Raw genomic sequence first — 23,045 nt, 5'->3', positions numbered from 1 at the left:
TCCTTCAGGTCGTCGGCTTCGACGCAGCGTGACATGCCGGCGTCGACCCGACGAGTCTATTTCGTGGGTGTCACCCGCTGTGCGCGACGGTGGACCGGTTCCGTTTCGACAGCCAGTCCAGCAGCTGGGTCGGGGGCATGGGGCGGGCGAAGTACCAGCCCTGCGCCAGATCGCAGCCGGCCTCCACGAGCATCCGCCAGGTGCGCTCGTCCTCGACGCCTTCCGCGACGACGCGCAGCCCGAGCGCCCGGGCCAGATCGATCATCGAGCGCACGATCGCGGCGTCGTCCGGGTCGGTCGCCACGCCCAGCACGAACGAACGATCGATCTTCACCTCGGCGAGCGGGAGGCGGCGCAGGTGCAGCATCGAGGAGTACCCGGTGCCGAAGTCGTCCAGCGCGATCGCCACGCCCAGCTTCTCCAGGCGCGCGAGCGTCGCGAGCACCCGGCGCGGGTCGGCCATCAGTGCGCTCTCGGTGATCTCCAGCTCCAGCCGCGAGGGGTCGACCGACATCTGGTGCAGCCGGGCCGCGATCCGGTCGGCGATCTCCCCGGTGTGCAGGTCCCGCACGCTCACGTTCACCGCGACGCGTACGCTCTCGGCCGCCGGCGTGGTGTTGCGCCACGCGGCGAGCTGGCCGATGACCTCGTCGACGATGCGCAGCGTGAGCAGGCGCATGACGGAGCTGTGCTCGGCGACCCGGATGAGCTCCTCCGGGTCGATCGGCCCGCGGTCTGGGTGCCGCCAGCGCAGCAGCGCCTCGACCCCGACGACGGCCCCGGTCGCGAGCGCGACCTGGGGCTGGTAGTACAGCTCGATGCCGCTGTCCGGCCCGGACTCCAGCGCCCGGCGCAGGTCCGCGAGCAGGCTCAGCCGCTCCGGCGAGTTGTGGTCGGACTCGGGCGCGTACACGGCCAGGTTGTCGCCGCGGCCCTTCGCGTCGTACATCGCGACATCGGCGTGCCGCATCAGCTCCGCGAAGTCGGTGCCGTGCTCCGGGTACACCGCCACGCCCACCGACGCGCCGACGTCGATCGGCAGCCCGTCCAGCAGCACCGGCTCGGCCAGCGCCGACATGATCTCCGCCGCGCACCGGCGCGCGTCGGCGGTGTCGCGCAGGTGCGGTATCACCACGGCGAACTCGTCCCCGCCGAGGCGCCCGACGAGGATGTCGTCCCCGGACGCGGCGGCGGCCGCGGTGAGCCGCTCGCCGACCTCGACCAGCAGCCGGTCCCCGACCCGGTGCCCGAGCGCGTCGTTGACCTGCTTGAAGGCGTCCAGGTCGAGCAGCAGCAGGGCCAGGCGCCGCTCGGCCGCGCCGCCCTCGGCACGCTCGGCGTGCTCGTGCAGCGCGCCCGCGACCGCGCGCTCGAGCGCCTTGCGGTTGGCCAGCCCGGTCAGCGGGTCGAGGTGCCCGGCCCGGACGTGCTGAGCGGCGAGCTTGGTCATCCGCCGTACCGCGAACAGCGACACCAGCGCCAGCGGCACCAGCCACACGTCGACGTGCGCGGCCGCCACCAGCCCGGGCGCGGACAGCAGCAGCGCGCCGGTCGGCAGCGCGTCGGCGACGACCGCCCGCCACAGCCCCGCCCGCCAGCCGCCACCGAAGCGCAGCCACACCGCGGTCGACACGAGCAGGTTGTTGACCACGAACCAGACGCCCGCGCCGGCCAGCACCCACAGCACCGCCACCCCGCCGAGCAGCTCGTGCGCGCCCCCGCGCGGCTCGTCCGGCAGCAGCAGCGCGGCCGCGAGGAACGACAGCATGTACTGCGCCGCGTTGAACGCCGCGCGCCAGAGCGCGTGCTTCTGCCACACCGCCGCGACGACCACCGCCGCCAGCTGCACCACCACGGCGGGCGCGCACCCGTACGCGATCAAGATCGCGAACGTGAAGCACACCGACGGGAACGTCGGCTCCGACTCCTCGCGCCCGCCCTGCACGAACGGCGGCGTGTCGGCGACCACGGCCAGCCCCGCGAACACCCAGAACGCCGGGTCCGTGTGCGCGGGCAGCCCCTCCCGCGCCAGGCTCAGCACGAGCAGGACGGCGGCGACCCCGATGACGACCGCGACGTACGCGAAGAACCGATGTCGATGCCGAGGCGGCGCGACGTTGCGCAGCGCGCTCTGCTCCATCCGGTCCCCGCTCTCTGTTCGGCGCCGGCTCGCCTGGCGGGCCGTACGACATCGTTCGGACGCTTAGCGAGCCTGCACCCTCAGCCATGGATAAATCAGGAAAGGATGCCGAATCGATGCAGAAACGTCGCGCTATTCAACCGACCGGGCGATGCCACAGTGGACAGATCAGCTTAAATATCGTTACCGCGTAACCGATTGCCAACTTAACGTGATGGTCACACATTGACCGGAGTAACGGCATTGATACAGTTACGCGGTCATACTGAAGCGATTACTCTCCGACGTCCCCGGATGGTTGCGAATACGCGTTCCGCGGGGTTGCCGGCCTCGACCGCAGGGCGGTTCTTCGGTGTGAGCGGCCCGGACATCGCCACAGCAGCGCCCGGACGTGCGCCGGCGGCGCGGCTCGGAAACTCGGGGCGTGCCGGACGGCCGGGGCCGGGCCACGCCGGGCCGGGCACGCCGGGCCGGGCACGCCGGGCCGGGCACGCCGGGCCGGGGCGCGCCGCGCCAGGCCGCACCAGCCCTGGTGGCTGCGGGCCGCCGGCTCGTTCGCCCTCGCCGATCGACACCGCGACCGCGGCCGTGCAGACCGCAGCCGCGCCGGGCCAGGGACCGGAGTCCGGCCTGGCGGCCGGGGCCGGCGGCCGGGGCCGGCGGCCGGGGCCGGCGGCCGGGCAGCCGCGGTCGGACCGGGCCGGCCCGGGAATGGACAGGGCCGGGGACCGGTCAGCGGCCGGGTCCCGCCGACGGGACCCGGGGGCTGAGTCCGGGGTCGGGGGCCGCGTGCCGGGCGGCAAGGGTCGTGCCGGGCGGCAGGGGTCGAGGGTCGTGCCGAGCGGGGCCGGGCCTGGGCCAGAGCCGGACAGCCAGGTTTGGGGCGGACGGCCGGGGCCCTGACGTGCGGCAGGGTCCGAGCGGCAGTGCCTGGGCAGCCGGGGTCCGGGCGGGGCCGGGCGGCCGGGGTCGCGCCAGGCGGCCGCCCACGGACCTGGAACTGATCATCGCGGCCCGCAAGCCTTGCCAAGGCACAGCGGAACTCAGAGCGACCGCCAAATGGGCCGTTGACATCGCGAGAAGCCAGGTCCGGGCGGCGCTGGCCGCGCCTGCGACCTGCGCCGACCGGCCGGCACGTTCGCCGTGATCACGGAGTGAACATGTACAAGGAGCAGCACGTTCACTCCGTGATCACGGACGACCCCGCGCACCGCGGCTGCCGGGCGCATGATCACGGAGACTTGCTCACGGACTGCCGCTGGCAGCCGATCCACGGTCGCTCTCAGCAACGCACCCGCCACCGGGAGCGGCGTCACCGCGCGAGCCGGCCGACCACGCCCACCACTCACCTACAGCGCCCCGAGGAGGCCGCACCCCCGCCCCACCTGCTCCCTGGAACCGCCCAGGAACCGCACCCCCCGTGCCTACTCCCCCGCCGGCGCCTCCTCGCCGTCCACCGCCTGCACAGCCGAGCGAGCCGCATCAGGACCCTTGCTGAGCAGGATCTCGAAGGCGGCCTCGTCGAGGATCGGGACCTTCAGGGACGCGGCCTTCTCCGCCTTGGAGCCGGGGGACTCGCCGACGACCACGAAGTGGGTCTTCTTCGACACCGAACCGGAGACCTTGCCGCCGCGCGAGGTGACGGCCTCGGTGGCCTGGTCTCGGGAGTACCGATCCAGGGACCCCGTCACCACAACCGTGATGCCCTCCAGCGGGCGCGGCCCGGTGTCGACGCGCTCCTCCTCCATGCGCACGCCGGCCGCGGCCCAGCGCGCGACCCAGTCGCGGTGCCAGTCGACGGCGAACCAGTCGTGCACGGCGCGCGCGATGGTCGGGCCGACGCCCTCGACGGCGACGAGCTCCTCCGTGGTGGCGTTGGCGATCGCGTCCATCGAGCCGAGCGAGTTGGCCAGGGCCTGCGCGGCGGTCGGGCCGACATGGCGGATGGAGAGCGCGACGAGGACCCGCCACAGCGGGCGCTCTTTGACCTCCTCCAGGTTGGCCAGCAGGCTGAGCGCGTTGGAGCCCAGAGCACCGTTCTTGTTGACGAAGAACGGGGAGCGCGCGAGGCGCTCGGCGTCGACGTCGAACAGCTCGCTCTCGTTCGGAATCACCGACTCGAGCAGCGCCGCCGCGGCCTCCGCCCCGAGCGCCTCGATGTCCAGCGCTGCCCGGCCGGCCAGGGCGAACAGCCGCTCGCGCAGCTGGGCCGGGCAGTGCTGCGCGTTGGGGCAGCGAATGTCGACGTCGGTCTCCTTCTCGGGAGCGAGCGTCGTGCCGCAGGAGGGGCACTCGGTCGGCATGACGAACGCGCGCTCGGTGCCGTCGCGCCGGTCGGCGACCGGGCCGAGCACCTCCGGGATCACCTCACCGGCGCGGCGGATCACGACGGTGTCGCCGATGAGCACGCCCTTGCGGACGACCTCCTGGGCGTTGTGCAGGGTCGCCTGCCGGACGGTGACGCCGCCGACATACACCGGCTCCATCACGGCGAACGGCGTGACGCGCCCGGTCCGCCCCACGTTGACCTGCACGTCGATCAGCTTGGTCATCGCCTCTTCGGGCGCATACTTGAACGCGATCGCCCACCGCGGCGCCTTGCTGGTCGAGCCGAGCCGGCGCTGGATCGACATCTGGTCGATCTTCACGACCACGCCGTCGATCTCGTGCTCGAGCTTGTGGCGCCGCTCACCGTAGTCCGCGATGTACGCCTTGACACCGGCCAGGTCGTCGTAGACCCGCCACCGCTGGGAGGTCGGCAGCCCCCAGGCGTGCATCATCTCGTACGCCTCGGATTGGCTGGCCGGGTTGAACCCCTCCCGGGCGCCGAACCCGTGCACCAGCATGCGCATCGGCCGGGAGGCGGTGATGTGCGGGTCCTTCTGCCGCAGGCTGCCGCTGGCCGCGTTGCGCGGGTTGGCGAACGGCTGCTCCCCCGCCGCCACCTGCGCGGCGTTGACCTCCTGGAACCCCTCCAGGGTGAAGAACACCTCGCCGCGCACCTCGAGCAGGTCGGGCACCCCGTCGCCGGCGAGGTGCTCGGGGATCTCGCGGATGGTGCGGGCGTTGAGCGTAATGTCCTCGCCGGTGCGCCCGTCGCCGCGGGTCGCGGCCCTGGTGAGCCGCCCCTTCTCGTAGGTCAGGTTGAGCGCCAACCCGTCGATCTTGAGCTCGCACAGGTAACGCGGCGGGCTGCCGGCATCCCGCTCCACCCGCTCGACCCAGGCGTCGAGCGCGGGCTCGTCGAGCGCATTGTCGAGGCTGAGCATCCGCTCCCGGTGCGTGACGGCGGCGAAGTCGGTCGAGAACGTGCCGCCGACTCGCTGGCTGGGCGAGTCGGGCGTGACCAGCGACGGGAACTGCGCCTCGATCGCCTCCAGCTCGCGCATGAGCCCGTCGTAGACCGCGTCGTCGACCGCCGGCGACTGGAGCACGTAGTAGCGGTACTGGTGCTCGTCCAGCTCACGGGACAGCTCCGCGTGCCGCTCACGCGCCTCGATCGTCGGTTCGGCCTGTGCTTCGGTCATGACAGTGAACTTACCGCTGGGGTACGACAAAAAATCCGCTACTCGGCGTCGTCCGTCAGCCGGCGGCCGGCCTCGCGCACCGCGGTCAGCGCCGAGCGTGCCCCGCCGTCGGCCGGCAGCCCGCACGGCGGCGTGACGACCACCTGCGCGGCCATCGTCTTGAGCGGGAAGCCCAGCTTGCGCCACAGGTCGCGGACCTGACCGGCCAGGTCCGCCGACGAGCGCCCGGACACCCCGGCGAACAGCCCCATGCCCGCGTCCAGCTGCTCGCCCAGCGCATCGAGGTCACGCACCAGCGAAAGGTCCAGCGCCACGCCGAGGGTGCCGGCCTCGCGAAGCAGCTCCAGCGGTACCGAGGAGGCGCAGCAATGGACCACGACCGGGACGCCGGCCGCGGCGATGACCCCCGACAGCGCCGTCCGGGCGACGGCCGGGTCCACGGCCCGCAGCGTGCCGAACCCGCTCTCGGTCGGCACCCGCCCCGCGAGCACCGCCGGCAGCGACGGCTCGTCGAGCTGCAGCAGCACGGTCGCGTGCGGCAGCCGCGCCCGCACCTCGGCGACATGCGCGCGGACGCCGTCGGCGAGCGACTCCGCCAGGTCGCGGCAGGCGCCCGGGTCGCGCAGCACCTGCCCGCCGATCGGCAGCCCGAGCGAGGCGGCGAGCGTCCACGGCCCGGGCACCTGCACCTTGAACACGCCGGCGAACTCGGCGGCCTGCTCCGTCATCGTGTCCAGGTCGCGTTCGAGCAGGTCGCGCGCGACGCGCAGATCGTGACCGGGCCGGGCGGCCATGCGCCACCGCGCGGCGTACAGCTCGATCGGCAGCTCGACCAGGAACGCGCCCCCGCGCCCGATCATGTCCGCGCCCGGGCCGCGCGCGGGCAGCTCCGGCAGGTGCGGCAGGTCGGGCAGCTCACCCAGGACGATGCGCTGCGCCTCGGCGATGTCGGTGCCGGGCATCGAGCCGATGCCGGTGGCGGAACCGACCGGCCAGGGGAAGGACGTCACGTCTGCTCCGAACTCACGATGTCTGCGAGATCGTGGCCGAGCCGAGCACGATGTCGCCGTCCGGCGAGGGCTCGTAGCACACGATCGCCTGCCCTGTCGCGATCCCGCGCGCCGGACGTCCGAGCGAGGCGACGAGGCGCCCCTCCTCCAGCCGCACGGACGCGGGAACCGTCTCGCCGTGCGCACGCATCTGCACCTGGCACGCGACCTCGCGCTCCGTGGGCACCGTCCAGACCGGCCGCTCCCCCACCACGGTCGACACGTCCAGCGCGGACACGGGCCCGACCGTGACGGTGTTGGTCACCGGCGTGATCGACAGCACGTAGCGCGGGCTGCGGTCGGGCGCGGACACCCGCAGGTCGAGCCCGCGGCGCTGGCCGACCGTGTACGCATATGCGCCCTCGTGCCGCCCGATGACCGCCCCGGTCGTCGCGTCGACGATGTCCCCGGGCGCCTGCCCGAGCCGCTCGGCGAGGAAGCGCTTCGTGTCGCCGTCGGCGATGAAGCAGATGTCGTGGCTGTCGGGCTTGTCGGCCACGGCCAGCCCCCGCGCCGCCGCCTCCGCGCGCACCTCGGCCTTCGTGGAGTCCCCGAGCGGGAACATCGCCCCGTCGAGCTGCGCGCGGGTCAGCACCGCCAGCACGTACGACTGGTCCTTCGCCAGGTCCACGCTGCGCCGCAGCAGCCCGTCCGCCCCGAGCCGCGCGTGATGCCCGGTGACGACCGCATCGAACCCGAGCGCGACCGCGCGATCCAGCACCGCCGCGAACTTGATCTTCTCGTTGCACCGCAGGCACGGATTCGGCGTGCGCCCGGCCGCGTACTCGGCCACGAAGTCGTCCACCACGTCCTCGTGGAACTGCTCGGCCATGTCCCAGACGTAGAACGGGATCCCGATCACGTCCGCGGCCCGCCGCGCGTCCCGCGCGTCCTCGAGCGTGCAGCATCCGCGCGCGCCCGTGCGATAGGTCTGCGGGTTGCGCGCCAGCGCGAGGTGTACGCCGGTCACGTCGTGCCCGGCCGCCACCGCCCGGGCGGCCGCGACCGCCGAGTCGACCCCGCCGGACATCGCCGCTAGCACTCTCACGCCACCAGCCTACCGGCGCGCCACGCCACGCCTCCGCGCGTGCCGCAACGCGTGGCGCCTCCGGGCCGAGAATCCGGGATTTCATGGCTCGGGTCCGCGCCACCTGCGGACCGTTCCTCCCGCGAGTCACCGGGCCGGGGCCTGCCTGAAGGGCGGCCCCGACCCTGCCAGGTCCGCGGTGCCAAGAACCCGCGGCCTCCGGCCGCGACCCCACCGTCCCGTCGGCCTCCGCGCGGCCCCGAGCCCCGTCCGCCGCCGGCCCCGCGTCCGCAAGGTCGCGTCCGTGCGCAGCTACGCGGGATCGGCGCCCAGGCACGACCTGTCCGCCTCCGCGCGGCCGCCTCCGCGCGGCCGTGACCGCGCCTCTGCACGCCGGAGCCACGGCCGTCGTTCCACCAACGCGTCCGCGCATGCCGGACACGGCCGCACGGGATCGGCGCCCGGCACGACCCGTGCGCCTGCGCGCGGCCGCGACCGCGCCTCCGCGCGCAAGAACCCGCGGCCTCCGGCCGCGACCCCCACCGTCCCGTCGGCAGCGGCCCCGAGCCCCGTCCGCCGCCGGCCCCGCGTCCGCAAGGTCGCGTCCGTGCGCAGCTGCGCGGGATCGGCGCCCAGGCGCGACCTATACGCCTCCGCGCGGCCGCCTCCGCGCGGCCGCCTCCGCGCGGCCGCGCGCCGGAGCCACGGCCGTCGTTCCACCAACGCGTCCGCGCATGCCGGACACGGCCGCACGGGATCGGCGCCCGGCACAACCCGTGCGTCTCCGCGCGAGCGCGGCCGCGCCTCCGCGCGCCGGAGCCACGGCCGTCGTTCCACCAACGCGTCCGCGCATGCCGGACACGGCCGCACGGCATCGGTGCCCGGGCGCGACCCGTGCGCCTCCACGCGAGCGCGGCCGCGCGGGAGCGGCGCTCGGGTGCGGTCAGGTCGCGATCTCGTACGAGTCGCCGTAGACCCGCCAGTGCAGCGGTGGGTCGAGGTCGAAGTTGCGCGCCGCCAGGAAGACCCGCTGGGCGTCGTTGATACGGCTCTCGTCGCCGTGGCCGCGTTCGGACTCCATCAGCTGCACCCGGGCGTTCAGGAACGCCTCCAGGTACGCCGCCTCGTCGCCGCCCCTCGCCGGGGGCGGGACCTGCGCGGCCGCGGTGCGGCGCAGCTTCGCCAGGCCGTTCGCGCCGTGCATGACGATCGCGTCGTAGTACACGAACTGGCCCAGGATGCGCAGCCCGTCCTGCTTGGCCTGGCTCAGCGCCGGGTTGAAGTACAGCCGGTCGCGCTCGGCGTCCTGAGCGGCGCGGAACGCGGGGTCGGCCGCGGCCGCGCGCCAGTCGGCGGTGAAGTTCGGGTCCAGACCGTCGTGCGAGGCGCTGCCGTTGACCCGCTTGAGCGCGGGCAGGTAGGCGGCCAGGCGGTTGCCCGGCACCGCGGCCGTGTACCGCTCGACGACGGCGCGCATGTCCCCGGTACCGCTGCAGAAACCGACGATCCCGCCCGTGTACCCGCGGCCGTCGTGGATGTCCTCGATGTAGCTGTACTGCGCGGTCCAGTCCAGCGTGGAGTTCTCCGCGCTGGACACGATGCGCATCGCGATGTCCTTCTTCTGCGGATCGGACAGGTCACCGCGGATCGTCTGGGCCGGCCCCACCCGCGCGGCGCGCCGGCCGTCCGGGCTCCGCGGCGCACCGGCGCTCGCGCTCCCGGGCGTGCGCCCCGTCGCCGGCGAGGCGGCCGCCGCGGTGTTCCTGGCCGGCCCCTCGGGCTCGGCCTGGCCGCGTCCGGGCGTGCGCATGGCGAGCGACGCGAGGGCGAGTGACATCACGACGAACGCGGAGACGCCGACGCGACGGCGCAGCGACCAACGGCGCACTCAGGAACCCTCCCCATCGGAATCGGCGGCGCTCGACCGCAGCAGGGTCGAGTGCGACACGGAGTACAGCGCCGCGGTGTGCTCGGAGACGCGATGCTCGGGCGCGGACGCGTGCGGCACCCGCGCCACCCCGCGCGGCTGCCCTCTACGCGGCTGCGAGCCTTCACGCCAGTACGCGTCCGCGCCGTCGCCCCGGTGGGCAACCTCACCGGCCGCTACGGACGTACCCGCAGGCACGCCACCTCGCGCGGACGCGCGGACGCCGCGCGGCCCGGACGCGGAGGCATGATCCGACACGCGGATGCCGCGCGGCCCCGACGCGACGTAGCGGTCCGACGCGAGGCCACGATCCCCCGCGGACGCGATCGCACGGTCCGCCGCGAGCGCACCGCCCGCCGCGGCCGCACCATTCCACGCGCCGGCACCGTTGGATGCGAGCACACCACCGGACGCGGCGGCACCGTCTGACGCACGAGCATCGCCGGGCGCGGGCGCGACGTCCGCGGGGGCCGTCGACGACGGCGGGATCGGCGCGTTCGCCCCGGCGGAGCCCGCCCGGTGCAGCTTGTGCCAGCGCAGCCGCGCCCCGCTCAGCGCCGTTCCCAGCGACTGTATGAGCACGATGTACATCAGCTGCCGGTACACGAACTGCTGCAGCGGCAGCACCCACAGCGGCCGCATCGGCTCCCTGTCCAGCCGGAACGCGACGATCGCGGTCAGCAACTGCAGGCCGAGCATCGCCAACCACGCGATCGTGGTGATCCTCCAGCTGGCGAAGAACAGGCCGTACACGAACAGGATGTCGATCAGCGGGGCGAGCAACGGCAGCGCGATGCCGAAGAAGGCGATGAAGGGCAGCCCGACGCGGCCGAACCGGCCAGACGGGCCGCTGTCGACCAGCGACCGCCGGTGCTTCCACATCGCCTGCATCGTGCCGTAGCTCCAGCGGTACCGCTGCAGCCACAACTGCCGCAGGGTGCTCGGCGCCTCCGTCCACGCGCGGGCGCGCTCCTCGTAGACCACCCGCCAGCCGCTCCGGCACAGCGCCATCGTCACGTCGGTGTCCTCGGCCAGGGTGTCGTGGCTGATCCCGCCGATGTCGCGCAGCGCCTGGCGGCGGAACGCACCGATCGCGCCCGGGACCGTCGGCATGATGCGCAGCAGGTCGTACAGCCGGCGGTCCAGGTTGAACCCGATGACGTACTCGATGTGCTGCCACCGCGCGACGATCGACTTGCGGTTGCCGACCTTGACGTTGCCCGCGACCGCGCCGACGGACGGGTCGGCGAACGGCTGGACGAGGTGGCGCAGCGAATCCGGCTCGAAGACGGTGTCGCCGTCCACCATGACGATCAGGTCGTGCTTCGCCATGGCGATGCCGACGTTGAGCGCGTTGGCCTTGCCGCCGTTGGGGATGCGCACGACGCGCACGTTCGGCAGCTTCAGCGCCTCCACGAGCGCGGCGGTACCGTCGGTGGAGCCGTCGTCGACGACCACGACCTCGATCCCGCCCGGATGGTTGCCGCCCGCGAGGGAGCGCACCGTGGCCTCGATGCCCTCCTTCTCGTTGTAGGCGGGCACCACGACCGACACCGGCTCCTCGACCGGCGGCCCCCATTCCCACGTCTTCGCGCGCCGCCTCCGCGCGTGGCGGCCGGCGAGGAGGAACAGCGCCGCCGTGCGCCCGATCGTCAGGATCCCAACGATCAGGAACAGGACCCGCAGCAGCTCCATGATCCAGTCGGCGACGGAGACCGCGGTCACGAGCGCGAGGGCGCGGCGTTTGTCGCTGGCGGTGGCCGGGGTGTCGACGGCGATGCTGCGGTCCGCGAGCGCCTTCGCCAGGCCGCCGGAGACGGTCGTGAAGGTGTACCCGCGCCGCTGCATCATCGGGATGAACCGGTCCAGCGCCGCGACGGTCTCCGCGCGGTCGCCGCCCGCGTCGTGCATGAGCACGACGGAGCCGTTGTCGCCCTCCGGCGTCGCGCCGCGCACGATCGCGTCCACGCCGGGCCGGCTCCAGTCCCGGCTGTCGGTGTCCGTCATGATCGACAGGTACCCGAGCTGCCCGGCCTCCTGGATCAGCGGCCAGTTGGCGTCGTCGATGGCATCAGCGCTGGACGAGTACGGCAGGCGCAGCAGCGCCGACTTCCGCCCGGTCGCGCGCACGACGGCGAGCTGGGTCTGCGAGTACTCCAGCTCGCGCTGCCACTGCGACAGCTTGTCCAGGCGCGGATGCGTGAAGCTGTGGATGCCGATCTCGTCGCCCTCGCGCGCGAGGTCGGCCACGATGTCGGCGTGCCGGGTCACCTGGGTACCGACGACGAAGAACGTCGCGTTGACGTTGTGCCGCCGCAGGACGTCCACGATGCGCGGCGTCCACACCGGGTCGGGCCCATCGTCGAACGTGAGCGCGATGGTCTTGGGAGGCATGCTGTAGGAGTGCACCGCCCCGTTGCGCGTGTCGATGATCGGCCCGCCGTCGATGACCGACTGTGGCACCTGCGTCTGGCGGCCGGCGCTCCCGCTGTGGTCGGGGTGGAACTCGGCGTTCACGTAGGCCTCGACGAACAGCACGCCCACGAGCATCGTCAGCAGCACGATGCCGAAGATGAGGCGGGCGAGCGGGAACCGCTTCTTCGGGGTCTTCCTCCGGTGGGTCACGCCTGGCTCACGCTCGCGGTCGCGCTGGAGACAAGGCCGGATCCGTCGATTTCCGCATCGGTACCGCCGGTGCCGCCCACCATCGGCGACGCGGCCGGCCGCACGGTCGACGTATCACCGACCGGCACGGTGCCCGCGGAGCGCGACGCCGTGGCCGTCGGGGTCGCGGTGGCGCTCGGCCGCGCCGTGCCCGCTGTCCCCTCGGTCTGACCGGTGTGCGGCGGCGTCGGCGAGGCCGACGCGGACGGCCGGGCCGACGGCTGCGGGGTCCGCGTCGGATCCGCCGACGGCTGCGGCTCGGGCGCGGAACTCGTCGGCACGGCGGAGGGCGCCGTCGTCGCGGTCGCCTCCGGCGTACCCGGCACCCCGGCACCGCCCGGCCGCGCGGACGCGCTCGGCACCGGCTTGCCGTCGGCGATCTTCTTCGCGGTGGAGCTCGGCGGCCTGTTGGCCACCGGCGTGTTCTTCGCCCCCGGCTTGGACGCGGGCGGCTGCGGTTCGAGCACCGGCAGGTTATTCGCAAGATCCGGAAAGGGCAGCAACTGCTGCGGCTTCAACGGCCCACCGGCGAGACTGGTGGCGACGAGCGCTCCGTAAACGAGCGTCGCCGCCCCCAGCAGGCCGAAAACGACGCGGATTCGTTTTCCCCGGCGGCCGGATGCATCGACGAACACCGGTGACGAAAGATCGCCAACAGCGATGATGTCGGTATCGTCATCCATGGAACGGGTTTCGAGTGGCACGGCGCAAACATAGGCGCACGCGAAGACTTAAGAGTCCCGAAAAACGTCAGAGAATTGCCGTAACCAAATCACTAGCCCAGCTACCAGGCAATATTCGCCGTGGTAGGTGCTAATTCACCCGTACGGCTTCACCCCGACGACCGACCACGTTAGGCGTTCCTCACTAATGGCTCACCCTCCCTCACCCTCCCCCATCCACGGCCCCTTGGCCAGCGAAACACGCCCCGGCCACGCGCGGACGCGCGGCCCGCAGACGCGCTCTACGCACACACAAGAACGGACCTGCCCACGCGCCGGACGCAGCCGGGCGCGTGGGCAGCTGCTGACGCCCGGCGCGCCCTGTAGCGCGCGGACGCCACCGCTGCGCGCGGACGCGGCGGCGGTCAGCGGCTCTTGGTGGCGGCGCGGTGGGCGCGTTCGACCGCGGCGGGCAGCGCGGCGACGAGTGCGTCCACGTCGTCCATGGTCGAGGTGTGGCCGAGCGTGAAGCGCAGCGACGAGCGGGCGCGGGCGTCGTCGGCGCCCATGGCCAGCAGCACGTGCGACGGCTGCGCCACCCCCGCCGAGCAGGCCGAACCCGTCGAGCAGGCGATGTCCTGGGCGTCGAGGAGCAGCAGCAGCGCGTCGCCCTCGCAGCCCGGGAAGGAGAAGTGGGCGTTGCCCGGGAGGCGGTCCGCGGGGTCGCCGTTGAGGATGGCCTCCGGTACGGTCGCGCGGACGCGTTCGACCAGGGCGTCGCGGAGGCGTCCGATGCGTTCGGCCGACTCGCGCTGCGTCTTCACCGACAGTTCCAAGGCCACGGCGAACGCCACGATGGCGGGCACGTCGAGGGTGCCGGAGCGTACGTCGCGCTCCTGGCCGCCGCCGTGGGCCAACGGCGTGCAGTCGACCTCGCGGCCCAGCAGCAGCGCGCCCGCGCCGATCGGGCCACCGAGCTTGTGGCCGCTGACCGTGAGCGCGGACGCGCCGCTCGCGGCGAAGTCGACCGGCACCTGGCCGACGGCCTGGACGGCGTCGGTGTGGAACGGCACGCCCGCGCGGACGGCGAGCGCGGCCAGCTCGGCGACGGGCTGGACGGTGCCGACCTCGTTGTTGGCCCACATGGCCGTGACCACCGCGACGTCGTCGCCGGCCAGTGCCTCGGCGAGCGCCTCCGGGTGCACCCGCCCGTACGCGTCGACAGCCAGCCAGGTGACGGCGGCGCCCTCGTGCCGCTCCAGCCAGGCGACGGAGTCGAGCACGGCATGGTGCTCGACGGAGCTGGCCACGACCCGGTTGCGGCGCGCGTCGGCGCCGCGGCGGGCCCAGAACACGCCCTTGACGGCGAGGTTGTCGCTCTCGGTGCCGCCACCGGTGAAGATCACCTCCGACGGGCGGGCCACCAGCGTGGCGGCGACCCGCTCGCGCGATTCCTCCACTCGGCGGCGAGCCTGGCGGCCGGGGGCGTGCAGCGAAGAAGCGTTGCCGACTTCGCGCGCCGTGGCGACGTAGGCGTCGAGCGCCTCCGGGAGCATCGGCGTGGTGGCGGCGTGGTCGAGATACGGCATCGGAGCCAAGCCTAACGGCCAGGCACCCCTTACTTCCCCTCCGGTCGCGCGATGATCGCCCCGCCACCGGACGTGCGTGGCGGGCGACCGCATCGGCGACGGCACCGCCCGTGACGGTCACGAGGCCGCGCAGCGCGGACGCGGGCGGGTCATCGATCCAGAAGAATCGAGGTCGCGGCCCGGATGCCCGCCACCTGCGACCGGGCGCCGCACACGGGCGCGGTCACTGCTGGTGACAGGTTCAACGTCCGGCGATCATTCTCGCAATCTGAAGAACGCGCCCGGGCGCGCGGGTGGTAAGGAGCACCACCCCAGGTGGAACCGCGGTGTGGGAAACCCCACGTGGCGCATCCGCGCCGCTGCGGGCGCGAATGCTTGGTCAGGAACAACCCGTGAACTCCGAGAGCTTCAGGACGTACCCGTGCGATGGTGGCGACCGCGGCATCCGGGCGGGCGGTGCCGATGAGCACCGGGCACCCGCGCGGCGACCACGGCGAGGACGGCTTCGTCGAGCTGTTCCGCGCCGGGGACGAGCGCGCCCTGCGGCTGGCGTACGAGCGGTTCGGGCCGGCGGTGTTCCACCTCGCGCTGCGGGGCGTCACCAGTGCCGCGGACGCCGAGGACGTCACCCAGGCCACCTTCGTGGCGGCCTGGCTCGGGCGCGGGGGCTTTGACGCGACGCGCGGCTCGATGCTCGGCTGGCTGCTCGGCATCGCGTGGCGCAAGGTCGTCGACCGGAACCGCGCCTCCGCGCGGGAAGATCGCATCACCGAATCGATACGCCGGTTGGCCGGCCTCGCCGGCGACCGCGCGAGCGAGGCGCCCCCGGACCGCATCGTCGAACGCCTCCTGCTGGCCGACGAGATGGCCCACCTTCCGGGCGAGCAGCGGCGGGTACTGGAGTTGGCGTTCTACGACGACCTGCCCCACCCGCGGATCGCCGCCCTGACCGGGCTCCCGCTCGGCACCGTGAAGAGCCACCTGCGGCGCGGGATGGCGCGGCTACGCGACCGCTGGGAGGTAGACGGTGCCGCATCTGGAGCCTGAGCGGCTGGTACTTCTGGCGCTCGGTGAGGAGACCCTCGACCTGCGCGAGAACGGCCACCTGGACACCTGCGAGCGGTGCCGCGCGGACGTGGACTCGCTGCGCGACGTCGCCGGGCTCGGCCGGCAGACGCAGCGGCTGCGCGAGCTCCCGCCGCCGCCGGAGCGCGTGTGGCAGCGCATCCGCGCGGAACTGGCCACGCCCCGGGCGGACACCGCCCCGGCCACGGAGCGCCCCGCGACGCCCCGGGAGGACACCGCCCCTGGCACGGAACGCTCGGGAACGCCCCGGGCGGACACCACCCCGGGCACAGAGCGCCCCGCGACGCTCCGGGCGGACACCACCCCAGGCACGGAACGCTCGGGAACGCCCCGGGCCGACACCACCCCGGCCACGGAACGACCTACGACGCCCGAGGCGGACACGCCCCCCGGCGGGTGGCGGTGGGCGACGCCCCCGGAAGAAGCGCTCCCGGGCGAAACGGCCCGGGATAGCGCATGGGACGAGGTGGTGGCAGGGGCGGAGGCGGACGGAGCTGGCACGTCGTCGAGCCGTCGAACGAACGGGCCGGAGCAGAACCGAACGGCACGACATCGCGCCGACCGAGACCGGGCGGCATCGGAAGGCGCCGACCGAAGCCACGCGGCATGGGATGCGGCCAACCGAGGCCAGGCGTGGGACGAGGCCGACCGAGGTCACGCGGCATGGGATGGGGCCGACCGAGACCGGGCGGCATGGGACGCGGCGTGGGACGGGGCTGCGCTGAGCGGTGAGGTGGCGCTCGCCGGCGGGGCTACGCGGAGCGGCGGGCTGACGCGGAAAGGCGCGGCCGCGCTGGCCGGCGGGTCGGCGCAGGATCCTGGGGTCGTGCTGGGCGGCCGGGCGGCGCGGCATCTGAGGCGGCGCGGGCCCGGGTGGGGTGGCGCCGTGGCGATCGCGGCGATGGCCGCCGTCGTGGGGGCGCTGGCCGGGGCCGGGGTGACCGTGCTCCTGCTCCGCGGGCGCGACGGCGGCGACGCCGCGGCCGACTGCCGGCCGCAGGACGCGCGGGTGCGGCTCGATCCGCTGCCGGAGGCGCCGCGCGGAGCGAGCGGGTACGCCTGCGTGCGGACCGTCGACGGCGAACGGCGGCTCATCGTCCGTGCCGAGGGGATGCCCGTCCAGGCGGACAGCGACTACGAGGCGTGGCTGCTCGACGAGACCGGGCCGACCGGGCGTATGGAGGCGCTCGGGGTGCTGGGCAAAGGTCCGAACCTTGCACTTGCGGTACCGGCGACGGTGGATCTCTCTCGGTACAACATCATCGACATTTCCGCGGAGCCGCACGACGGGAAACCCACGCACTCCGGGCGGAGCATGCTGCGCGGCAAACTGCCGTGAATCGCGCAGAAAGCCGGCAACAACCGCGAAGGCGCCCGCCGACGAAGCCGGCGGGCGCCTCAAGCAACCAAGAGCTACTTGCGCTTGCGGATCTCCTCGGCGGCCTGCGGGACGACCTTGAGCAGGTCGCCGACCACGCCGAAGTCGGCCAGTTCGAAGATCGGCGCCTCGGGGTCCTTGTTCACGGCGACGATGGTCTTCGACGTCTGCATGCCGGCGCGGTGCTGGATCGCGCCGGAGATGCCCAGCGCGACGTACAGCTGCGGCGACACGGTCTTGCCGGTCTGGCCGACCTGGAACTGGTGCGGGTAGAAGCCGGAGTCGACCGCCGCGCGCGACGCGCCGACCGCGCCGCCGAGCAGGTCGGCCAGCTCCTCGACCAGCTTGAAGTTGTCCGCGCTGCCGACGCCGCGGCCGCCGGAGACGACGATGGACGCCTCGGCCAGCTCGGGGCGGGCGCCCTTGGACTCGGTCTTGCGCTCCACGACCTTGGCGAGCCGGTCCTTGTCCTGCACGGCGACCTCGACCGGCTCGACGGCGGGGGTGGCCGGCGCGGGGGCGGGCGTGAGGGAGTTCGGGCGCACGGTCACGATCGGCAGGCCCTTGGTGACCTTGGACTTGACGATCGTCGAACCGGCGAAGACCACCTGCGTGGCGGTACCGTCCGGCTCCAGCGCGACCACGTCGGTGAGCACGCCGTTGTCGAGCTTGACGGCGACGCGGGCGGCGATCTCCTTGCCCTCCTGCGTGGAGGCGAGCAGGACCGCAGCCGGCGAGACCCGCTGGATCAGCCCGGCCAGGACGGTGGCCTTCGGGGCGACCAGGTACCCGTCGAGGTCGGCGCCGGCGGCGGCGTAGATCTTCGTGGCGCCGTACTCGCCGAGCTTGGCGGTCAGCGCGTCCAGGGCGTCCGAGGACCCGCCGAGCACGACCGCGGCGACGTCCCCGCCCAGCGTGCGGGCGAGGGTGAGCATCTCGAGCGTGACCTTCTTGACCCCGCCCTGCGAGGAGGCCTCGACTACGACCAGAACTTCAGCCATGGTTTCCGTCTCCCCTTACACGAACTTCTCGGAGGCGAGGTACTCGACGAGCTTCACGCCGCCGTCGTCGCCCGCGTCGATCTTGTTGCCGGCCTGGCGCGGCGGCCGCTTGTTGTGCTCGACCACGGCGCTGGTCGCGCCGTCCAACCCGACCTCGCCGGCGGCGATGCCCAGGTCGGCCAGCGACAGCGTCTGCAGCGGCTTCTTCTTGGCCGCCATGATCCCCTTGAACGAGGGGTACCGCGGGTCGTTGATCGTGTCCCAGACGCTGACGAGCGCGGGGGTGGCGGCGGTGACGACCTCGTAGCCCTCGTCGGTCTGCCGCTCGATGGTCAGCTGTGAGCCCTCCACGGTCAGCTTCCGCGCGCCGGTCAGTGCGGCGATGCCCAGCCGCTCGGCGACCATGTGCGGCATGACCTGTACCCGGCCGTCGGTCGACTCGGCGCCGCAGATGACCAGGTCGGCGTTCTGCTGGGCGATGGCGGCCGCGAGGACCTTCGACGTGGCGACGGCGCACGAGCCGTGCAGCGCGTCGTCGACGACGTGGACGGCCGAGTCCGGGCCCATCGACAGCGCCTTGCGGATCGACTCCGTCGCGCGGTCCGGGCCGACGGTCAGGACGACGACCTCGCCGCCGTGCGCCTCCTGGAGGCGAAGGGCCTCCTCGATGGCGTACTCGTCCATCTCGTTGATCACATTGTTCGCCGACCCGCGGTCGACGGTGTTGTCGTCAGTGCGCAGGTTGCGCTCCGCGCCGGAGTCCGGCACCTGCTTGACGAGTACGACGATCTTCATCGTGGTCCGAGGTCCTCCTGCTTGACAGTCACCGCGCCGTCGCTGGCGACTTGCGCCCCACGTTACGGCTCATCGCGAGTGGTAACAGGTTCGCCTTGCAGATGTTACTGGGCAGTAAGTTCGCGGTCGCGGTGAAAAGTGTCACCAACCGGCCGCAACCTAGTGCCGGGGCTGGGTGATATGTCGGAAAAATCCCTGATCCTCCGGCCGGCCCGGCCGCCTGCCGCCGCCGTCGCACAGCAAGCTGCGGAAAAGGTCACACACCGCAGGCGCGAGGCTCCGGACGATCATCTGTGCACCTGCGGCCGCCTGCGCGAGGCCAAAATGCCCAGGTTTCCCCAGAACACGGGTGAGGCGGGTCAGTCGGAGATCATCGCGGTGGCCAGCGCCGTGCGGGTGGCGCGGCGGGCCGGGGGCAGGGCGGCAGCCGCGGCCGCGCACGTGGCCAGGGCCGCGTACAGGGCGAGCTGGCCGACCGGGATGACCGGGTAGCCGTGGCCGTACTGGCGGATGAGGCCGAACGCGGCCGCCGCGCCCGCGAGGACACCCAGGCCGATGCCCGTCGTGGCGCCCACCGCGGACATCAGCACGGCCTCCAGCACGAGCAGCGCCACCGGGTGGCCGCCGGGGCCGACGACGGACACCGTGCCGCCGAGGCGGAAGCCGTAGGTCTGCACGGTCGTGGCGTCGACCGCGATCTCGCCGTCGCGCTGCGGCAGCCGGCCATGGGACGTGTCGAACATCGACAGCGCCGGGTCGCCCGGGACCGACACCGCCCAGCCGGCCCGCCCGAAGTCGGCGATCAGGCGCCCCTGCCCGTCGAGCATCGACAGCCGCTCGGCCATCCGGCCGTCCGCGTGGGCGACGCCGGGCACCCCGCGCACCGCGTCAAGGTCGCCGAAGTCCAGCCGGCGGGTGGTCTCGGCAAACCCGGAGCCCCGGTCGCCGAACGGCAGCCGGTCAGGGCCGGCCGACGCGTCGACGTTGCGGGCGGCCCGGGCAAGATCGTCGTAGAAGGCGGCGCGCGCCGTGTCGCCGTAGACGAGGGTGCCGGCGAGGAACCCGACACCGATCATGACGGCGACCGCGGTCAGCACAAGACGTACCTTGTGAGCACGCAGTCCGGCGAGCGTCGTTCGGAGCACGGGGCGACTGTACTGAGGGGGTCCGACAATTCATGTCGATGTGGTCGGTGGTCCGGCTCTGGTTCGATCCCGACGAGGTCCGCTCGGTCGGCAGCACCCCCGACTACCGGTTCTCGCTGGCCAACGAGCGCACCTTCCTGGCCTGGCTGCGCACCGCGCTGGCGCTGATCGGCGGCGGGCTCGCGGTCGCGCAGTTCCTGCCCGAACACCGGCTGCGCATCGTGGTCGCGGTGTCACTGCTCGCGCTCGGGGCCCTCGTCGCGATCCGGGCGGTCGATCACTGGGCTCGCAGCGAGCGGGCGATGCGGCTGGGTGAGGCGCTGCCCCCGTCGCGGTTCCCGGCCATCCTCGCGCTCGTGGTCACCCTGGGCGCGGCCGCGCTGCTGGTGGCGACGCTGCTGTGAGCGAGCCGGAGCCGCCCCCGGGCGCCCAGGTCGAGCGCACCCACCTGTCGTGGCGCCGGACCCTGGTCTCGTTCACCGCGGTCGCGCTGCTGCTGGCGCGCCTGGCCGCGGTACAGCTGGAGCCCATGCCCGCGGCGTGGGTCCTGGCCGCCGTCGCGCTCGGCTGGGCCGCCGCGGTGCGGCTCACCCTGCACCGCGTCCACAACCTCACCACCCCGATCGCCCGGGCGGTGCCGTCGCTGGTCGCGCTCATTCTGCTGTACTGCGCGATGGGCACCCTGTTGCTGATGTCATGACCCCCTTTGCTGAGTCATGATGGCGCCATGGGACGCGCACTGCCCTTCTTGATCGTGCTGGTCGCGACGCTGATCGCACTGATCGACTGCCTGTCCTCGGAGCGCGAGGACATCCGCGGGCTGCCCAGGCCCGTCTGGTTCCTGGCGATCCTGCTCCTGCCGATCGTCGGCCCCGTCGCGTGGTTCTTCGCCGGCCGCCCTGCCTCGCTCGAACAGCGGGCGGGGGTGCTCGCGGGCGGTCGAAGCCGAAGGCGGGTGACCGCGCCGGACGACGACCCGGAGTTCCTGCGCGGCATCGACACCACCCAGTCCCGCAACGACGCTGAGCTGCTGCGCCGCTGGGAGGAGGACCTCAAACGCCGCGACGACGATCCGGGCGCATAGCGCACGAGGACGAGGCCAGACGAAGAACGGTCAGACCTGCGGGACGCACACGATCAGCGCGCCTGGGCGTACGCGGGCGGCCAGGCGGCGATCGGGCACGATGACGTCGCCGTCGAGTTCGCGCGGCTCGTCGTGGGCGGCACGGACCTCGACCGCGCGGGCGCGGAAGGTCTCCAGGCCACGCGCGTCGCCACCGCGCCACACCAGCACCCCACCGGCCAGCCGCACCCAGTCCGACAGGTGGCTCGGGCTGAGGACCGCGACGTCGAGGCAGCCGTCGTCGGGCTCGGCGTCGGGCAGTAGCCGGATGCCGCCCTGCAGGCGGCCCACGTTCGCGACGAGCACGCTGCTGGCCCGGCGGTGCAGGTAGCGGCCGCCGTCCAGCCGGATGCGCACCGCCATGCGGCGGCGGGTGAGGTTGCGCAGCCCGGACGCGACGTACGCGGCCCAGCCGAAGCGGCGCTTCGCCTCGTCGGGCGTCTCGCCGACCATCGCGGCGTCGAAGCCCATGCCGGCCATCACGGTGAACGCGCCCGCGCCCTCCACGACGCCGACGTCGATGCGCCGCCGCGCGCCGCCGACGGCGACCGCGACCGCCTCGGCCACGCCGTGCGGGATGCCGAGGTTGCCGGCGAGCAGGTTGCCGGTGCCCGACGGGATGAGCGCGACGGCCACATCGCTGCCCGCCAGCACGCCGGCAACCGCCCTGACGGTGCCGTCGCCGCCGCAGACGAGCACCACCTCCACGCCGGCCGCGGCGGCGTCCTCGGCCATGCCGGACCCGGGGTCCTCCGGCGTCGTCTCCAGCCACAGCGGCTCGGGCCAGCCGGCCGCCGCCAGTGCGTCGCGGAGTTCGCGGCGGCGCGCGTCGAGGTCCAGGACCTTGGAGGGGTTGATAACGACCGCCGAACGGGTCATGAGCGGACCTTTCGGTACCGCGCCTGGAAGAAGCAAGAGCCGCCGACTGCGACCGCGAGGAGGAACTTGCCGTCGATGAAGCCGACCCTCGTCAGGCCGTTCACGAGATCGTTGTCCGTCATGTTCTGCCAATCCCCAGGTTGGGCATGCCGGCAAACGTGAGCGGCGACAAGGCCCCAAACCGCGACCGGGCCGAGGAGGAGCCGACTCCCGCCTGAACGGGTGCCTTCTGACGGTTTTGTGCCGTTCACTCTCCGGCCTCTTCGCCGTGCTCCCATCGCGGGATGACCGCGTGGCAACTCGCCTGCATTGACATGGCAGGCACTACGGTGCGTGATGACGGCCTGGTCGAGCAGGCTTTCACGGTGGCGTTCGCCGGCGAGGGCGTGGCGCCTGGCACCCCGCAGCACGAGCGCATGCTCGCCGTCGTGCGCAAGACGATGGGACAGAGCCGGATCGAGGTGTTCCGGCTCCTGCTGGACGGCGACGAGCGGCGCGCCCAGGCCGCCAACGAGACGTTCGAGGAGGCGTACGGGCTGCTCGTCGACGAGGGCGCCGTGCTGCCGATCCCGGGCGCCATCGAGGCGATCAAGACGCTGCGCGCCGCCGGGATCAAGGTCGCGCTGACGACCGGGTTCGCCCGCGCCACACAGGAGGCGATCATCGACGCGCTCGGCTGGTGGGGCCAGGTCGACCTGGTGCTCTCCCCCGCCGACGCCGGGCGGGGTCGCCCGTTCCCGGACTTCATGCTCGTCTCCGCGCTGAAGCTCGGCGTCGAGGACGTCCGCCGCCTGCTCGTCGTCGGCGACACGCCGCTGGACCTCATCGCCGGCCAGCGCGCGGGCGCGGGCCTGCTCGTCGGCGTCCTGACCGGCGCGGGCGACCGCCAGGCGCTGCAGGCCGCGGGCGCGCACGAGGTCATCGGCTCGATCGGCGAGCTCCCGCGCCTGCTCGGCCTCGAGTAGCCGGCCGCGCGCCCGACCAACACACACGCACGACCAACCCACGAGCACGACCCCACCCACAAGGTTCCCCACGGCAGCACCACCCACA

Annotated in this window: 19 protein-coding genes; 6 read left to right on the top strand and 13 right to left on the bottom strand. The window is 73.3% G+C overall.

Annotation, left to right across the window (positions count from 1 at the left end):
- Nucleotides 1-70: 70 nt before the first annotated feature.
- The 8 genes from ACGFI8_RS01335 to ACGFI8_RS01300 form a co-directional block, all read right to left on the bottom strand.
- A complete protein-coding gene (locus tag ACGFI8_RS01335) occupies nucleotides 71-2,140 on the bottom strand; it encodes a putative bifunctional diguanylate cyclase/phosphodiesterase (RefSeq protein ID WP_392798287.1) in 2,070 nt (689 codons plus the stop codon).
- Nucleotides 2,141-3,564: 1,424 nt separating this feature from the next.
- Nucleotides 3,565-5,667: an NAD-dependent DNA ligase LigA gene (gene ligA / locus ACGFI8_RS01330; protein WP_392798284.1), complete on the bottom strand. Its 2,103-nt coding sequence runs from the start codon at nucleotides 5,665-5,667 to the stop codon at nucleotides 3,565-3,567.
- A 38-nt stretch (nucleotides 5,668-5,705) separates the two neighbouring features.
- Nucleotides 5,706-6,677, bottom strand: coding sequence for a methionine synthase (locus ACGFI8_RS01325; protein ID WP_392798282.1), 972 nt, complete (start codon nucleotides 6,675-6,677; stop codon nucleotides 5,706-5,708).
- 13 nt (nucleotides 6,678-6,690) lie between these two features.
- Nucleotides 6,691-7,764 carry a tRNA 2-thiouridine(34) synthase MnmA gene (gene mnmA / locus ACGFI8_RS01320; protein WP_392798279.1) on the bottom strand — a complete coding sequence of 358 codons (1,074 nt, stop codon included), beginning with the start codon at nucleotides 7,762-7,764 and terminating at the stop codon, nucleotides 6,691-6,693.
- A gap of 922 nt (nucleotides 7,765-8,686) precedes the next feature.
- Nucleotides 8,687-9,631: a chitosanase gene (locus ACGFI8_RS01315; RefSeq protein WP_392798276.1), complete on the bottom strand. Its 945-nt coding sequence runs from the start codon at nucleotides 9,629-9,631 to the stop codon at nucleotides 8,687-8,689.
- Nucleotides 9,632-12,220, bottom strand: coding sequence for a glycosyltransferase (locus ACGFI8_RS01310; RefSeq protein ID WP_392799581.1), 2,589 nt, complete (start codon nucleotides 12,218-12,220; stop codon nucleotides 9,632-9,634).
- Between the two features lie 71 nt (nucleotides 12,221-12,291).
- Nucleotides 12,292-13,038 (bottom strand): hypothetical protein, encoded by a 747-nt coding sequence (locus tag ACGFI8_RS01305; RefSeq protein ID WP_392798274.1) that lies wholly within the window; start codon nucleotides 13,036-13,038, stop codon nucleotides 12,292-12,294.
- 383 nt (nucleotides 13,039-13,421) lie between these two features.
- Entirely contained in the window at nucleotides 13,422-14,585 is a 1,164-nt protein-coding gene (locus ACGFI8_RS01300) for a cysteine desulfurase family protein (RefSeq protein WP_392798271.1), read from the bottom strand.
- 462 nt (nucleotides 14,586-15,047) lie between these two features.
- Here ACGFI8_RS01300 and ACGFI8_RS01295 point away from each other — a divergent pair, with 462 nt between their 5' ends.
- Both ACGFI8_RS01295 and ACGFI8_RS01290 read left to right on the top strand, forming a co-directional pair.
- Nucleotides 15,048-15,632, top strand: a complete 585-nt coding sequence (locus tag ACGFI8_RS01295; RefSeq protein ID WP_392799578.1) for an RNA polymerase sigma factor — start codon at nucleotides 15,048-15,050, stop codon at nucleotides 15,630-15,632.
- A complete protein-coding gene (locus ACGFI8_RS01290) occupies nucleotides 15,613-17,010 on the top strand; it encodes an anti-sigma factor domain-containing protein (RefSeq protein ID WP_392798268.1) in 1,398 nt (465 codons plus the stop codon). The genes ACGFI8_RS01295 and ACGFI8_RS01290 overlap by 20 nt, the downstream gene beginning before the upstream one ends.
- A gap of 74 nt (nucleotides 17,011-17,084) precedes the next feature.
- On the opposite strand, the gene ACGFI8_RS01285 is transcribed toward ACGFI8_RS01290, so the two are convergent.
- The 3 genes from ACGFI8_RS01285 to ACGFI8_RS01275 all read right to left on the bottom strand — a co-directional run bounded on the left by ACGFI8_RS01285 (nucleotide 17,085) and on the right by ACGFI8_RS01275 (nucleotide 19,990).
- The gene (locus ACGFI8_RS01285; protein WP_392798265.1) at nucleotides 17,085-18,050 is read right to left on the bottom strand and encodes an electron transfer flavoprotein subunit alpha/FixB family protein; all 966 of its coding nucleotides are present in this window, start codon (nucleotides 18,048-18,050) and stop codon (nucleotides 17,085-17,087) included.
- Nucleotides 18,051-18,065: 15 nt separating this feature from the next.
- Nucleotides 18,066-18,845, bottom strand: coding sequence for an electron transfer flavoprotein subunit beta/FixA family protein (locus ACGFI8_RS01280; RefSeq protein ID WP_392798262.1), 780 nt, complete (start codon nucleotides 18,843-18,845; stop codon nucleotides 18,066-18,068).
- A 359-nt stretch (nucleotides 18,846-19,204) separates the two neighbouring features.
- Complete coding sequence (locus ACGFI8_RS01275; protein ID WP_392798259.1) at nucleotides 19,205-19,990, bottom strand: ABC transporter permease; 786 nt, start codon at nucleotides 19,988-19,990, stop codon at nucleotides 19,205-19,207.
- 38 nt (nucleotides 19,991-20,028) lie between these two features.
- Between ACGFI8_RS01275 and ACGFI8_RS01270 the strand changes: the two genes are divergently transcribed.
- Genes ACGFI8_RS01270 through ACGFI8_RS01260 form a run of 3 tightly spaced genes read left to right on the top strand, consistent with a single transcriptional unit; the run spans nucleotide 20,029 to nucleotide 21,074 of the window.
- Nucleotides 20,029-20,394, top strand: a complete 366-nt coding sequence (locus ACGFI8_RS01270) for a YidH family protein (protein WP_392798256.1) — start codon at nucleotides 20,029-20,031, stop codon at nucleotides 20,392-20,394.
- The gene (locus ACGFI8_RS01265) at nucleotides 20,391-20,690 is read left to right on the top strand and encodes a DUF202 domain-containing protein (RefSeq protein WP_392798254.1); all 300 of its coding nucleotides are present in this window, start codon (nucleotides 20,391-20,393) and stop codon (nucleotides 20,688-20,690) included. Before ACGFI8_RS01270 ends, ACGFI8_RS01265 begins: the two co-directional genes overlap by 4 nt.
- 27 nt (nucleotides 20,691-20,717) lie before the next feature.
- Nucleotides 20,718-21,074, top strand: coding sequence for a PLD nuclease N-terminal domain-containing protein (locus ACGFI8_RS01260; protein ID WP_392798251.1), 357 nt, complete (start codon nucleotides 20,718-20,720; stop codon nucleotides 21,072-21,074).
- 30 nt (nucleotides 21,075-21,104) lie between these two features.
- On the opposite strand, the gene ACGFI8_RS01255 is transcribed toward ACGFI8_RS01260, so the two are convergent.
- Nucleotides 21,105-21,992, bottom strand: a complete 888-nt coding sequence (locus tag ACGFI8_RS01255; RefSeq protein WP_392798248.1) for a diacylglycerol/lipid kinase family protein — start codon at nucleotides 21,990-21,992, stop codon at nucleotides 21,105-21,107.
- Entirely contained in the window at nucleotides 21,989-22,114 is a 126-nt protein-coding gene (locus ACGFI8_RS01250; RefSeq protein ID WP_392798245.1) for a hypothetical protein, read from the bottom strand. The genes ACGFI8_RS01255 and ACGFI8_RS01250 overlap by 4 nt, the downstream gene beginning before the upstream one ends.
- A 162-nt stretch (nucleotides 22,115-22,276) precedes the next feature.
- On the opposite strand from ACGFI8_RS01250, the gene ACGFI8_RS01245 reads away from it, so the two are divergent.
- On the top strand, nucleotides 22,277-22,957 hold the full coding sequence (locus ACGFI8_RS01245) for a phosphonatase-like hydrolase (RefSeq protein ID WP_392798242.1): 681 nt from the start codon (nucleotides 22,277-22,279) through the stop codon (nucleotides 22,955-22,957).
- Nucleotides 22,958-23,045: the final 88 nt, after the last annotated feature.

This window comes from Dactylosporangium sp. NPDC048998 (genome assembly GCF_043197855.1).
Lineage (GTDB): Bacteria > Actinomycetota > Actinomycetes > Mycobacteriales > Micromonosporaceae > Dactylosporangium.
The sequence above is the reverse complement of the archived record's forward strand: the minus strand, read 5'-3'. Positions and strand labels throughout refer to the sequence as shown.

Coding starts and splice junctions, on each gene's coding strand:
- ACGFI8_RS01270 (WP_392798256.1), top strand. CDS start 20,029: ATGTGGTCGGTGGTCCGGCTCTGGTTCGATCCCGACGAGGTCCGCTCG.
- ACGFI8_RS01295 (WP_392799578.1), top strand. CDS start 15,048: ATGAGCACCGGGCACCCGCGCGGCGACCACGGCGAGGACGGCTTCGTC.
- ACGFI8_RS01300 (WP_392798271.1), bottom strand. CDS start 14,585: ATGCCGTATCTCGACCACGCCGCCACCACGCCGATGCTCCCGGAGGCG.
- ACGFI8_RS01280 (WP_392798262.1), bottom strand. CDS start 18,845: ATGAAGATCGTCGTACTCGTCAAGCAGGTGCCGGACTCCGGCGCGGAG.
- ACGFI8_RS01285 (WP_392798265.1), bottom strand. CDS start 18,050: ATGGCTGAAGTTCTGGTCGTAGTCGAGGCCTCCTCGCAGGGCGGGGTC.
- ACGFI8_RS01335 (WP_392798287.1), bottom strand. CDS start 2,140: ATGGAGCAGAGCGCGCTGCGCAACGTCGCGCCGCCTCGGCATCGACAT.
- ACGFI8_RS01310 (WP_392799581.1), bottom strand. CDS start 12,220: ATGCTCGTGGGCGTGCTGTTCGTCGAGGCCTACGTGAACGCCGAGTTC.
- ACGFI8_RS01250 (WP_392798245.1), bottom strand. CDS start 22,114: ATGACGGACAACGATCTCGTGAACGGCCTGACGAGGGTCGGCTTCATC.
- ACGFI8_RS01260 (WP_392798251.1), top strand. CDS start 20,718: ATGGGACGCGCACTGCCCTTCTTGATCGTGCTGGTCGCGACGCTGATC.
- ACGFI8_RS01245 (WP_392798242.1), top strand. CDS start 22,277: ATGACCGCGTGGCAACTCGCCTGCATTGACATGGCAGGCACTACGGTG.
- ligA (WP_392798284.1), bottom strand. CDS start 5,667: ATGACCGAAGCACAGGCCGAACCGACGATCGAGGCGCGTGAGCGGCAC.
- ACGFI8_RS01255 (WP_392798248.1), bottom strand. CDS start 21,992: ATGACCCGTTCGGCGGTCGTTATCAACCCCTCCAAGGTCCTGGACCTC.